The following is a 12,048-nucleotide window of genomic DNA, read 5'->3' on the forward strand; positions in this document are numbered from 1 at the left end:
TTTCCCTTTCCCCCTCCCGCACCGGGGCCTAAAAGTATCGGGATGCCCCTTTTTCGCAGTCCGCGCCTCCCGGAATTCTCGACCCGCGCGCAGATCGCCCTCCTCCTCGGCGTCGCCGTCCTCCTCTTCTGCGGCAGCTTCGGCCTCCCCCTGATCGACCGGGACGAGCCCCGCTTCGCCCAGGCGACCCGGGAGATGATGGAACGCCACGACTGGATCGTCCCGACCTTCAACGGCGAGTACCGCTTCGACAAGCCCCCCCTCACCTACTGGACGATGGCGGTCTTCTACGCCCTCGGCGGGATCAACGAGCTGACCGCCCGCCTCCACTCGATCGTCAGCACCGTCGCCCTCGGCTTCGTCGTCTGGGGGATGGGGCGGAAGTGGTTCTCGGCGGGGGCCGGATTCGCGGCGGCGTTCTCCCTCCTCACCTCGCTCCAGATCCTCCTCCATGGCCGCCTCTCCGTCGCCGACATGCCGATGGTCCTCGCCGTCACCGTCGCCCAGTGGGCGCTCTTCGACCTCCTGACCGACGACTCCGCCGAAGGAGACAAGAAACGCCGGGGCCGCCTCCTCACTCTCTACTTCGCCCTCGCCGCCGGGTTCCTCGCGAAGGGGCCGATCACCCTCGCCGTCCCGGTCGTCACCATGCTCCTCTTCCGCTTCGTCTTCTGGCGACGGCAGGAGGCATGGGGACGGCTGAAGATCGGGCAGGGACTCCTCCTCGTCCTCCTCGTCATCGGCCTCTGGGGCATCCCCGGCCTGATCAAGACCCACGGCCTCTGGTGGAGCGTCGGGATGGAAAAGCACGTCGTCGAGCGCGGCCTGGAGCCGCTCAACAGCCGCGCCTACTTCGCCCCCTACTACCTCTGCACCGCCTTCCTCAGCTTCTTCCCCTGGGCCGCCCTCTTCGGCTACGTCATCGTCCTCCTCCAGCGGAACTGGAACCGGCAGAACGCCTTCCTCTTCTCGTGGCTCGTCGCCCCCTACCTCATCTTCGCGGGCTACGCCACCCAGCTCCCCCACTACATCCTTCCGGCGATGCCTGCCTTCTTCCTCCTGCTGGGGCAGGCCCCCGGCCTCGCCGCGCCGCTGCCCCGCTGGCCCCGGATCGTCGCGTGGACGGTCTGCGGACTCTATGCGGCCCTCTTCCTCTTCCTCCACTTCGTCGTCCTCGCCGCGCCGTGGGTCCAGCCCTACCTGCCGCTCCGGGAAGCCCTCATCGGCCTCTCCATCGTCCTCGCGGGAGGCATCACGCTGATCTACGTCTACGAGACCGACCGTCTCCGCCACGCCGTATGGGCCGTCATCCTGATCGGCCTCGGCTTCTTCCTCATCGGCGTCGGCTTCCGCCCCCTCCTCCCCGCTCTCCGCATCGCCCAGATCGAGGCCGACTTCGCCGCCCGGACCGGCAAGCATCCCCGACTCGTCGCGCAAGGCTTCGCCGAGGGAAGCCTCGTCTTCTACACCGGCAGGCATTGGGACTTCGTCCCGACGCCCGACGACGTGAACAAGATTGTCGCCGCCGCCGACGCGGAACATCCCATCCTCGCCGTCACCCTCGAAAACGAAATCCACATCGACACGGCGCTGAAGCATTTCTTCCAAGGCTTGGGCCACGGCACGAAACCGTCCAGCGAAGCGCAGGACCTGAAGAAAAAGATCGAGGAGCAGGCTCTCTACGTTGAAGGCGTCCACCCCGGCATTGTGTTCACCGGCACCGCGCCTACCGGCCCCAATGGAGAAGTCTATACCTATAAATTCAACGAGTACGAAACCGTCTCCGGCATCAACTTCGCCCGGGCGAGCTGGGTGAAGCTCCGCGTCATCGTCCGGCCATGACTCTTTCCTCCGACTGGGCCGCCTTCCCGAAGACCCTCGCCCTCCTCGAGGAAGGCCGCGAGAAGGGCCTCCACTTCGGAGCCCAGCTCTACGTCCGGCACGGGAAGAAGACCCGCTTCTCCGGCGCATGGGGCGAGGCCCGGGAGGGCCTCCCCATGCGGCCCGAGACGCTGATGACTTGGCTCTCCTGCTCGAAGCCCCTCGCGGCCCTCGCCGTCGGACGGCTGCTGGAGGAAAAGCGGCTGACCCTCGACCAGCGCGTCACCGACTGGCTCCCCGAATTCGGCCAGGGCGGCAAGGAGGCGATCGCGCTGACCCATCTTCTCACCCACACCTGCGGCTTCCGCACCGCCGACTCGATGTGGAACCGCAACACCTGGGAGGAAAACCTCGAGCGCATCTGCGCCGCCCCGCTCGAGCCGAACTGGATTCCCGGCCAGACGGCGGGCTACCAGATCTCGGCCAGCTGGTTCGTCCTCGGCGAGATCGTCGCCCGGATCACCGGCCAATCGTACGCCTCGTGGATCCGGCAGGAAATCTTCCGCCCCCTCGGGATGAACGATTGCTCCTTCGAGATGACCCCCGCCCTCTACCGGGACTACGACGCGGCGGGCCGGATCGGTTGGCTCCACAACACCGCCCTGGGCCGCAACGAGCCCCACCGCTTCTGGGACAGCGAGGAAGGCTACGGCCGGTGCTGGCCGGGAAGCAGCGGCCACGGGCCGATCGCCCAGCTCGCGCTGCTCTACGAGATGATGGCGGGCGGCGGGACGCTCCACGGCGTCCGCATTCTCCGCCCGGAGACCGTCGCCCTCCTCACCGCCCGCCACCGCGTCGGCCTCTACGACCTGACGTTCCGGCACACCCTCGACTGGGGCCTCGGCTTCATCATCGATTCGAAGAAATACGAGACCGATCCCGGGACGAATCCGATCCCCTACGGCTTCGGTCCCCACGCCTCCGAACGGACCTTCGGCCACAGCGGCGCGCAATCGTCCTGCGCCTTCCACGATCCCGAGCACGACCTCGTCGCCGCCTGGATCGTCAACGGCATGCCGGGGGAGATGCCCCATCGCCCGAGGGCGCGGGCGCTGAACGGCGCGATTTACGAAGACCTGGGCCTTGCCTCGGCGGCAGGCTAGGAAACGGAGAGGAAAGATCGGCGCGCGCCAGCTCAGGCTATTGCGCCGCGCCGTTATAGGTCCCGCCCGAAAGGCCGACGGCCTGGCGGTAGGGGGCGGCCGCCTTCTGCCAGACATTGTGGCGGCGCTTCAGCTCGTCGATCTGGGTCGAGACGACGTTGATGCGCGATTCGAGCATCTTCTTCACCTGATATTCCAGGTCGATGATCTGCGATTCGAGGATCAGGATCTCGGGATTGTCCCGTTCCTCCGGTCCCGGCATCCACTCGTGGGAAGTCATCTCGGCGATCAACGCCTGCTTCTTGGCGCCGTGGTCGGGGAGCTCCTCCCAGCGGCCTTCCTTCACGGCATTCCATTCCCACATGACCTGCTCGATCATCTTCCGAAGGAGCCGGATCTTGTCGGCAGTTTCAAAGACTTTCATGGCACCGGGTTTGAGGTGGGGGAATCGGGTGGGAGGCAGACGCATAGGCAATGCTCGTTCCCCTCCTTCATCGGCACGGAGTGAATCATTCTTGAGCCCAAAATGCAAGTGAGGCCAAAACAGTTCCCCTCACGACCGGCCGTAAGGAGTTACACGGAAAACGCATGTGGGTAAAAAAATCTAAATTACTGCTTTTAGAAAAGTAAAATGTCGCCCAGAATTTAAGGCACAAGACGTTAAACGGGAACGAAATTCGCTTCACGAACGGTATGGCCACAGTCGCCTTCAATTATTATGTCCGCCTCGGCCTCGTTTCGAGCGCGAGCCAGGACGACATCCGGAAGGCCTATCGCCAATTGGCGCGCATCTACCATCCCGACGTCGCCGTCAACAAGGCGATGGCCGAGGAAGTGTTCAAGCAACTCCAGGAAGCCTACAGCACCCTGAGCGACGCCGAGCTCCGCCGCGATTACGACCTCCGCATGAAGGACGAGCGGAGCCGCTTCTCCTTCCGCACCAGCAACCCCCGGCCCGCCGCCGCCACGCCCCCTCCTCCTGCTCCCGCTCCCGTTCCGAAGGCCCGCAAGAAGAAGGCCGCCGAGTCGTTCGACGGCGGTCCCCAGCCGGTCCACCGGAACGACCTCGACATCGAGTCGTCGCTCGAAATCACCCTCGAGGACGCCATCCACGGCGCGACCTACGTCATCAGCATCGACCAGAAGGATGCCACGACGCGCCGCCAGACGATCCATTCCTGCCGCGTCGAGATCCCGGCCAACGTCTACAGCGGCCAGCGGATCCGCCTCCGGGGCCTCGGCTACACCGACCGCTACCGGAACGCCGCCGGGGACCTCTTCCTCGAGATCGCCTTCGCCCGCCACCTCCGTTTCCGCCTCATGGGGGACAACCTCCTCACCGATCTCACCCTCACCCCGTGGGAAGCCGCGCTGGGAGGCCGCGTCCGCGTCCCGACGCTCGACGGCACCGCCGATCTCTACATCCCGGCCGGCACCCAGCCCGGCCAACGCTTCACCCTCGTCGGCCACGGCGTCCCGAAGGCCGGCGGCAACGGCGACCGCGGCCTCCTCTACGCCACCGTGAAGCTCCACGTCCCGACCGCCGCCTCGGCGAAGGAAAAGGAACTGTGGCAGGCGCTGGCGCGGCAGCAGTATAAGCAGTAAGGGAGCGCCGCCCTACTCTGTCTTCGCCACCGGCACACCCGGCTCCGGGGCCTTGCTATCGAGCGGCAACACCGGATACGGCGCGGGCGCTTCGGCCATCAACTGCGCCTCGTTCCATCCGCCGCCGAGGGCCTTGATCAGCCGCACTCCGGCATAGAGCCGCTGCCCGACGACCTGGGCCTGCGCCCGCCGGGCCGCCAGCTCGGTCCGCTGGGACTGCGTCACCTCGAAGTAATCGACCGCGCCGCTTCGGTAGCGCCGTTCGGAGAATTCCCGCGCCTTCGTCGCCGCCTCGGCGGAGCGGCCCAGGGCGGCGGCCCGCTCGGCGAGGAAGTGCTGCCGCGCCAGCGCGTCCTCGACGTCGCGGAAGGCCTCCAGCACCGTCCCGCGATAATCGGCCACCGCCCCCTCGTAGTCGGCCCGGGCCGCCTTCACCTGCGCCGTCGTCTGGCCGCCGGTGAAGAGCGGCAGGTCGATCGAGGGGCCGAAGGACCAGATGTTGCTCGGCTTCGTGAAGAGGTTGCTGGCGCTCGCGCTGAGGTAGCCGTATTGCCCCGTCAGGCTCACCTTCGGGAAGTAGGCCGCGTAGGCGACGCCGATCTGGGCGTTCCGCGCCGCCATCGTCCGCTCGGCCCGCGCCACGTCGGGACGGCGCTCCAGCAGCGTCGCGGGCAGGCCGACGGGGATCGCGGGGGGCAGCAGGTCGGCGGGAAGCGGCGACTCGCTCACCGCGAAGCCCGACGCCGCCGCGCCGCAGAGGACGGCGAGGGCGTTCTGCGTCTCGGCCCGGTTCTGCGCCACTTCGGCGAGGTCGGCCTCGGAGTTCGCCAACTCGGTCTTCGCCTGCTCGAAGTCGACCGCCGTGGCCCGGCCCGCCCTCACCCGCTTCTCGGTGATGTCGAGGGACTTCTTCCGCGTCTCGACGGTCTGGCGCAGGATGGCCAGCTCGGTATCGTACTCGCGCAGCGTGAAGTAGTCGATCGCCACGTCGGAATGCAGGGTGAGGAGGACGTTCTCCGTCTCGGCCACCGCCGCCTGGGCCTCGTCGCGGGCCGACTCGAAGGAGCGGCGGACCCGGCCCCAGAGGTCGATCTCGTAGCTGAGGTCGACGGGGACGTTGAAGGAGTTGATCGTCGCGGGCGGGATCGACTGGCCCCGCGCCGCCTGCGCCAGCTGGGGATTGTTCCCGCTGAGGCGCTCGCGGGCCGCGGCGGGCTCCAGCGAGAGGCTCGGGAAGAAGGAGGCCCCGGTGAGCCGCGCCTGCGCCCGCGCCTTGTCGACCCGCGCGATCGCGGAGCGGAGGTCCTGGTTCTGGGCCGTCGCCAACGCCTCCAGCCGGGTCAGCTCGGGATCGCCGTAGAGCACCCACCAGTCGTCCCGGGGCGCGGCGTCGCGGGGATCGGCCTTCTGCCACTGCCAGTCGGCCGGAGGCGGCTGGGCCGAGGCCGCATCGACCTCGGCGCGATGGTAATCGGGGCCGACGGCGCACCCGGCGACCAGGAGGGGGACGAGGGCGAGGGAAAGAAGGAGGGGATGTTTCATGTTCTTTAGTGGGCCGAAGGAACGCCGCCGCCCATCGGTGCCGGTTTGGGAAGGAAGAAAAGGCTGAGGCCGCTCAGGAGGAGGACGACGCCGATGACGAGGAAGGCGTCGCTGTAGGCCTGGATATAGGACTGCTTCCGCATCGCCCCGTCGACGGCCTTCAGCGCGAAGGAGGAGGCCGTCGCCGTGTCGAGGCCCTTCGCCTGGAACATCGCCGTCAGCGCGTCGATCCGGGCATGGAACGCCGGGGTGTAGGTCGTCACCCATTCCCCCATGCGGACCGAATGGAGGTGCTCCCGCTGCGTCAGGACCGTCGAGAGGAGGGCGATGCCGATCGAGCCGCCGATGTTCCGGCTCATGTTGAAGAGGGCCGAGGCCGAGCCCGCCTCGCTCCGGGGAATCCCCGTCGTCGACATGCTGAGGAGCGGGACGAAGAGGAACGGCTGCCCGATCGCCCGGACGACGTTCGAGACGCGGAACTGGTCCATGGCGAAGTCGGGCGAGAGGAAGGCGTCCATGAAGCAGCTTCCCGAGAAGAGGACGATGCCGAAGCCCGCGAGAATCCGGGGATCGACCACCTTCATCAGGCGGGGGACGAAGGGAAGGATGAAGAGCTGGGGAATCCCCGCCCACATCAGCGTCAGGCCGATCTGGAGGGAATTGTAACCCTGGATCTGGGCGAGGTAGAGGGGGATGAGGTAGACCGTTCCGTAGAGCGCGAGGCCGAGGGCCGAGAGGATCATCGAGCAGAGGGTGAAGTTCACGTAGCGGAAGACCCGGAGGTTCAGGAACGGCTTCTTCGAGGTGAGCTCGATGTAGAGGAAGAGGCCGATGAAGACGACGGCGAGGATCGCGAAGCGGACGATGAGCGGGCTGCCGAACCAATCCTTCCGTTCCCCCTCCTCCAGCACGTATTCGAGCGAGCCGAGGCCGATCCCCATCGCGAGGATGCCGAAGTAATCGCCCTCCTTCAGCAGTTCCGGCTTCGCCTCGTCCTGGGGCAGGTTCGCCGCGATGAGGAGGAACATGAGGATGCCGGGGACGACGTTGATGAAGAAGATCCACTCCCAGCCGTAATTGTCGGTCAGCCAGCCGCCGATCGTCGGGCCGACGGAGGGGGCGAAGGTCGCCGTCATCGCGAAGATGGCGTTGCCCAGGGGCTGGGCCTTCGGAGGCATGATGGTGAGGTTCACCATCATCGCCATCGGGATGAGGGCCCCGCCCGTCAGCCCCTGGAGGACGCGGGCCGCGATCATCATGTTCAGGTTCTGGGAAAAGGCGCAGAGGATCGAGCAGCCGACGAAGGCGACCGTGCTGAAGAGGATGTACCGCTTCACCGAGACGATGCGGGCGACCCAGCCGGTGATCCCGATGACGATGATCTCCGCGACGAGGTAGGCCGTCGAGATCCACGACCCCTCCTCCAGCGAGCAGCCGAGCGCCCCGGCGATGTCGTTCAGCGAGGAATTCGTGATCTGGATGTCGAGGACCGCCATGAACGCCCCCAGCATCGCGCCGAAGAGGGCGAGCCATTGCTTGGGGGAGACACGTTGTTCCATGGCGATGGGGGGGAAGTGCGGCGTTCGCGAGCCGGATTAGGGCTGGGGCTGGGCCGGGGTTTCCCGCTCCCGTTCACGCTTGGTCCCTACCGCGATGGTCGGCGTGCAGGAGAGACCGGGGACGATCTGCTCTTCGTAGCCGCGGATCGAGTCGGGCTCGAAGCGGATCTTCACCGGAACGCGCTGGACGATCTTCGTGAAGTTCCCCGTCGCGTTGTCGGGCGGCAGGAGGGCGAAGGTCGCTCCCGTACCCGGGGACCAGCTGTCGATGTGACCGCGGAAGGTCTTGCCGGAAATCACGTCGATGGCGATATCGACGGGCTGACCGCGCCGGATCTTGCCGAGTTGGGTCTCCTTGAAATTCGCCACGACCCAGACGTCCTCGACGACCGCCAGCAGCGCCCCGCCGACGGTGACCCGGTTCCCCGTCTCGACCGTCTTCCGCCCGATCCGCCCGTCGGAGGGGGCCTTGATCGTGCAGTAGGAGAGCTGGTTCTCGGCATCCTTCAGCTTCGCTTCGGCGACCTTGTAGGCGCTCTCGGCCGCGTCGAAGTCCTGCTGGGAGATCGCGTCGTCGCCCTTCAGCGGAAGCAGCCGCTCGTGGTCGGCCTTCGCCTTCTTCAACTCGGCGCGGGCCTGGTCGACCTGCACCTGGTAATCGGCGGGATCGAGGAGGACGAGGATATCGCCCTCCTTCACCACCTGGTTGTCCTCGACGCGGACTTCGAGGACCGTCCCGGAGACGCGGGAGGCGACGTTGTGGATGTGGCCCGTCGTGTAGGCGTCGTCGGTCTCCTCGTGAGTGAAGGCGTGGATCACCGTGTAGACGAGGAACCCGACGACGACAATCCCGGCGACCACCTGGAAGGTCCGGTTCCTGAAGAGCGCGGCGGCCTTCTGCTTGAACGGAGAGGGCTTTTCCTCCTTCTTCTGGCCGCCCTTCTCCCCTTCCTTGCCCCCTTCGTGCTTGGCCTCCTTGAAGCCTTCCTTGAATCCTTCCTTAAAACCTTCTTTGTTGCTTTCTTCGGGAGAGGCGGGGGTGTCGCTCATGGTCGTTCTCGTTGGGAGTTCTTGAATTAGGCTCGGGAAGCGGTTTTGGCGCGGGACGCGGGAACGTTGGCACCCAATGCCGCGAGGGAAAAACGGACGATGTGGTCGGCGATTTTCGCGACCTGATCGGGATCGGCGCAAAGTTCGGGAGCCAGCCGCTCGATCATCGCCCGGCTGCGGCGATGAAAGAGGCACTGGCCGAGGACGCTGCCGGCCAGGAGATGCAGCTCGGTCTCGGGCATCCGCTTCCCGACGATTTCATCGATCAGCTCGCAGAGGCGGCGGAAAACCGGCCCGGTCAATTCGTCGACCAGGATGGCGAGGCCCGAGGTCGGGTTGATCATCTCCTGCGTGATGACCCGCATGTGCCAATCGGGCCGGTTCGGGTCGAGGAGGTGGCTCACGAAGCGGTGGACGAAGTCCCGGAACCGTTTCTCGGCCGTCCCGGGGGCGTTCGGCTCGATCATGTCGGCGCATTTCGACTTCGCCTCGCGGAGGACGGAATGGTAAAGCTCCTCCTTGTCGCGGAAATAGTAGTTCACCGCGGCGACATTGACCCCGGCCCGGGCGGTGATCTCCCGCACCGTGGCGTCCCGGAACCCGCGCTCGGCGAAGACTTCCCCGGCGGCGGCGACGATCTTCTCCTTCGCCTGTTTCTGCGTTTCCTTCGGCGATGCCAACTTCATAAACCGATATTTAAAACGCCCGTTTGAATTCGTCAACAAGAATTAAAACGACTGTTTTAAAGTATCATTCCCCTCGGCTCCGCCGGCACTCGGACCCGTGATTCCTCCCAAGCAGACAGGGTCTCTGCCCGGTCCCGAAGGAGCACTCACCGCTCCCTTCGCGCACCCTAACGAACCGCTTCGGCTGCCTTCTTTTTCTTGTGCCGCAGGGCGAGGGAGAGATTGTAGAACCCGATGAAGGCCGGGAAGAGATTCCCGAGGATGCCGACCGAGTCGTTCTTCCCGAAGGTGAAGTAGGCCAGGACCATGAGGCTCCCCGCCGCGCTCATGTACCAGAACGCGGGCGGCACCACCGGATGGCCCGCCTTCCGGGAGGCGATGAGCTGGACGACCCACCGCCCGGCGAAGATGAGGGTGCCGCAGTAGCCGACGAGCTTCCATCCCGTCACCGTCACCGGGTGGCCGAAGAAGTGGAAGGAAAGGAGCATTTCGTTCATGGGAATCCGCAGCGTAGTCGGGAGGGGGAGACGATGCAATGCAGCGTTGTCACCCTTTCCCCCGCGATGTTACTTTCCGGGATGTCTTCCCCCGTCCACGTCATCGGCGCGGGCCTCGCCGGTTCCGAGGCTGCCTGGCAGCTCGCCGAGCGCGGGCACCGCGTCGTCCTGAGCGAGATGCGCCCCGTCGTCCCGACCCCCGCCCATCTCACCGACCGCTTCGCCGAACTCGTCTGCAGCAACTCCCTCGGCTCCGACCTCCCCGACCGGGCGGGCGGCCTCCTCCATGCGGAAATGCGGCTCCTCGGCTCCTTCATCCTCCAGTGCGCCGAGACCGCCCGCGTCCCCGCCGGGAACGCCCTCGCCGTCGACCGGGACCGCTTTGCCGAGGAGGTCACGAACCGTCTCTCCGCCCATCCCCTCATCGAGATCCGCCGCGAGGAAGTGCAGGCCGTCCCGCAGGAAGGCGTCGTCGTCGTCGCCAGCGGCCCCCTCACCAGCGCCCCCCTCGCCGCCTCGATCAAGGCGATCACCGGAAGCGACGCCCTCTACTTCTACGACGCCATCGCCCCCATCGTGGAGCACGACTCCCTCGACCTCTCGATCTGCTTCCGCTCCTCCCGCTACAACAAAGGACTTGGAGGAGATGGGGCCGAGGGCGATTACCTCAACTGTCCGTTGAACCGCGAGGAATACCGCGCCTTCGTCGACGCCCTGAAGACGGCGGAACGGATGCCCCTCCGCGACTTCGAGAAGGAGGACGAGCAATTCTTCGAGAGCTGCCTCCCCATCGAGATCCTCGCCTCGCGCGGCGACGACGCCCTCGCCTTCGGCCCGATGCGCCCCGTCGGCCTGGAGGATCCCCGCACCGGACGCCGCCCCCATGCCGTCCTCCAGCTCCGGCAGGACAACCTCGCGGGGTCGCTCTACAACCTCGTCGGATTCCAGACGAACATCAAGTGGGGCGAGCAGGAACGGATCCTCCGCATGATCCCCGGCCTGGGGAAGGCCGAATTCATCCGCCTCGGCCAGATGCACCGGAATACCTTCATCAACTCCCCCACCCTCCTCGAATCGGGCCTCTTCCTGCGGACGCGTCCCGATCTCTTCTTCGCCGGGCAGATCGTCGGCGTCGAGGGTTATGCCGGGAACGCCGCGACCGGCCTCCTCGCCGGGATCAACGCGGCCCTGCGGATCGAGGGGAAGGAGGCCCTCGTCCTCCATCCCGATACGATGCTCGGCGCCCTCTGCCACTACATCACCCACGCGGAGCCGAAACACTTCCAGCCGATGAAGGCGAACTTCGGCATCCTGCCGGAACTCCCCGCCGAGGGCCGCCCCCGGGACAAGCAATTGCGCGGGGCCGCCTACAGCCGCCGCGCCCTGACGCGGATGGAAGGCTTGGCCGCCGGGATCGCCCTCTCCTCCTCGCCCGCCCACCCCGCCGCCTCAAACGCCTGAAGGGCATAGCGGCCCATCCGCTCCAGGTCGTCCCGGCTCGCCCCGTCCCGCGCCTGGGCTCCCATGCCCTGGATCACGCCCCAGAAGAACTGGGCCAGCGACTCGGCGTCGGTCGCCTCGGGAAGCTCTCCCGAGGCGATCCCCTCGCGGAGCTTCTCGACCATCCGCTGTCGTGCCCCCGTCCGGTAGGCGGCCAGCGCCTGCCGCACCGGCGACGCCGCAGGCGAGGCCTGGACGACGGCGAGCGAGACCATGCAGCCGAGGGGCTGGTCGGTCCGGGTCAATTCCTGCGCCAGGGTCGAGAAAAGCCGCGCCATGGCGGCGCGCGCCGTCGGCTCCTCCCGCAGGATGCGGGGGTGATAGGCCCCCGGCCCGGCGGAATAACGCTCGATGGCGGCCTGGAACAGCCTCTCCTTGTCGCCGAAGGTGGCATAGAGGCTCGACGTGCTGATCCCCATCGCCTCGGTCAGGCTGTCGAGGGAGGTCCCCTCGAAGCCCCGCTCCCAGAAGAGTTCCATCGCCCGGTCGAGGGCCGCTTCCCGGTCGAACGCCCGGGGACGACCCCGGCTCCGGGGCTTCTTTTCGATATTTTGGATCGATCGTTTCATAATTATGTTGACTCCAGGCCAGGTCCCGATTAGCTTGAGGCATAATAACGGAACGA

The 12,048-nt window shown here is 66.6% G+C and carries 11 protein-coding genes; 4 read left to right on the top strand and 7 right to left on the bottom strand.

Annotated elements, in window-relative coordinates:
* Window positions 1–42: 42 nt before the first annotated feature.
* Together BLU04_RS13750 and BLU04_RS13755 are read left to right on the top strand one after the other, a co-directional pair.
* Window positions 43–1,842, top strand: a complete 1,800-nt coding sequence (locus BLU04_RS13750; protein ID WP_093287211.1) for a glycosyltransferase family 39 protein — start codon at window positions 43–45, stop codon at window positions 1,840–1,842.
* On the top strand, window positions 1,839–2,984 hold the full coding sequence (locus tag BLU04_RS13755; protein WP_093287213.1) for a serine hydrolase domain-containing protein: 1,146 nt from the start codon (window positions 1,839–1,841) through the stop codon (window positions 2,982–2,984). The genes BLU04_RS13750 and BLU04_RS13755 overlap by 4 nt, the downstream gene beginning before the upstream one ends.
* A 37-nt stretch (window positions 2,985–3,021) precedes the next feature.
* Here BLU04_RS13755 and BLU04_RS13760 read toward each other — a convergent pair whose 3' ends face one another.
* Window positions 3,022–3,408 carry a flagellar protein FliT gene (locus BLU04_RS13760; protein ID WP_093287214.1) on the bottom strand — a complete coding sequence of 129 codons (387 nt, stop codon included), beginning with the start codon at window positions 3,406–3,408 and terminating at the stop codon, window positions 3,022–3,024.
* A 269-nt stretch (window positions 3,409–3,677) separates the two neighbouring features.
* Between BLU04_RS13760 and BLU04_RS13765 the strand changes: the two genes are divergently transcribed.
* Window positions 3,678–4,589: a DnaJ C-terminal domain-containing protein gene (locus tag BLU04_RS13765; protein ID WP_093287216.1), complete on the top strand. Its 912-nt coding sequence runs from the start codon at window positions 3,678–3,680 to the stop codon at window positions 4,587–4,589.
* Between the two features lie 12 nt (window positions 4,590–4,601).
* Here BLU04_RS13765 and BLU04_RS13770 read toward each other — a convergent pair whose 3' ends face one another.
* The 5 genes from BLU04_RS13770 to BLU04_RS13790 all read right to left on the bottom strand — a co-directional run bounded on the left by BLU04_RS13770 (window position 4,602) and on the right by BLU04_RS13790 (window position 9,914).
* Window positions 4,602–6,131 (bottom strand): efflux transporter outer membrane subunit, encoded by a 1,530-nt coding sequence (locus BLU04_RS13770; protein ID WP_093287218.1) that lies wholly within the window; start codon window positions 6,129–6,131, stop codon window positions 4,602–4,604.
* Between the two features lie 5 nt (window positions 6,132–6,136).
* On the bottom strand, window positions 6,137–7,690 hold the full coding sequence (locus BLU04_RS13775) for a DHA2 family efflux MFS transporter permease subunit (RefSeq protein ID WP_093287220.1): 1,554 nt from the start codon (window positions 7,688–7,690) through the stop codon (window positions 6,137–6,139).
* A gap of 36 nt (window positions 7,691–7,726) precedes the next feature.
* The gene (locus tag BLU04_RS13780) at window positions 7,727–8,740 is read right to left on the bottom strand and encodes an HlyD family secretion protein (RefSeq protein ID WP_093287223.1); all 1,014 of its coding nucleotides are present in this window, start codon (window positions 8,738–8,740) and stop codon (window positions 7,727–7,729) included.
* Between the two features lie 26 nt (window positions 8,741–8,766).
* The gene (locus tag BLU04_RS13785) at window positions 8,767–9,426 is read right to left on the bottom strand and encodes a CerR family C-terminal domain-containing protein (protein WP_093287226.1); all 660 of its coding nucleotides are present in this window, start codon (window positions 9,424–9,426) and stop codon (window positions 8,767–8,769) included.
* 167 nt (window positions 9,427–9,593) lie between these two features.
* Window positions 9,594–9,914 carry a lipid-A-disaccharide synthase N-terminal domain-containing protein gene (locus BLU04_RS13790; RefSeq protein ID WP_197672966.1) on the bottom strand — a complete coding sequence of 107 codons (321 nt, stop codon included), beginning with the start codon at window positions 9,912–9,914 and terminating at the stop codon, window positions 9,594–9,596.
* A gap of 90 nt (window positions 9,915–10,004) precedes the next feature.
* On the opposite strand from BLU04_RS13790, the gene trmFO reads away from it, so the two are divergent.
* Window positions 10,005–11,384: a methylenetetrahydrofolate--tRNA-(uracil(54)-C(5))-methyltransferase (FADH(2)-oxidizing) TrmFO gene (gene trmFO / locus BLU04_RS13795; protein ID WP_093287232.1), complete on the top strand. Its 1,380-nt coding sequence runs from the start codon at window positions 10,005–10,007 to the stop codon at window positions 11,382–11,384.
* On the opposite strand, the gene BLU04_RS13800 is transcribed toward trmFO, so the two are convergent.
* On the bottom strand, window positions 11,291–11,992 hold the full coding sequence (locus BLU04_RS13800; RefSeq protein WP_093287234.1) for a TetR/AcrR family transcriptional regulator: 702 nt from the start codon (window positions 11,990–11,992) through the stop codon (window positions 11,291–11,293). The genes trmFO and BLU04_RS13800 overlap by 94 nt on opposite strands.
* Window positions 11,993–12,048: the final 56 nt, after the last annotated feature.

The sequence above is a fragment of the Verrucomicrobium sp. GAS474 genome, from assembly GCF_900105685.1.
GTDB lineage: Bacteria > Verrucomicrobiota > Verrucomicrobiia > Methylacidiphilales > GAS474 > GAS474.

Coding starts and splice junctions, on each gene's coding strand:
- BLU04_RS13750 (WP_093287211.1), top strand. CDS start 43: ATGCCCCTTTTTCGCAGTCCGCGCCTCCCGGAATTCTCGACCCGCGCG.
- BLU04_RS13755 (WP_093287213.1), top strand. CDS start 1,839: ATGACTCTTTCCTCCGACTGGGCCGCCTTCCCGAAGACCCTCGCCCTC.
- BLU04_RS13760 (WP_093287214.1), bottom strand. CDS start 3,408: ATGAAAGTCTTTGAAACTGCCGACAAGATCCGGCTCCTTCGGAAGATG.
- BLU04_RS13765 (WP_093287216.1), top strand. CDS start 3,678: ATGGCCACAGTCGCCTTCAATTATTATGTCCGCCTCGGCCTCGTTTCG.
- BLU04_RS13770 (WP_093287218.1), bottom strand. CDS start 6,131: ATGAAACATCCCCTCCTTCTTTCCCTCGCCCTCGTCCCCCTCCTGGTC.
- BLU04_RS13775 (WP_093287220.1), bottom strand. CDS start 7,690: ATGGAACAACGTGTCTCCCCCAAGCAATGGCTCGCCCTCTTCGGCGCG.
- BLU04_RS13780 (WP_093287223.1), bottom strand. CDS start 8,740: ATGAGCGACACCCCCGCCTCTCCCGAAGAAAGCAACAAAGAAGGTTTT.
- BLU04_RS13785 (WP_093287226.1), bottom strand. CDS start 9,426: ATGAAGTTGGCATCGCCGAAGGAAACGCAGAAACAGGCGAAGGAGAAG.
- BLU04_RS13790 (WP_197672966.1), bottom strand. CDS start 9,914: ATGCTCCTTTCCTTCCACTTCTTCGGCCACCCGGTGACGGTGACGGGA.
- trmFO (WP_093287232.1), top strand. CDS start 10,005: ATGTCTTCCCCCGTCCACGTCATCGGCGCGGGCCTCGCCGGTTCCGAG.
- BLU04_RS13800 (WP_093287234.1), bottom strand. CDS start 11,992: ATGAAACGATCGATCCAAAATATCGAAAAGAAGCCCCGGAGCCGGGGT.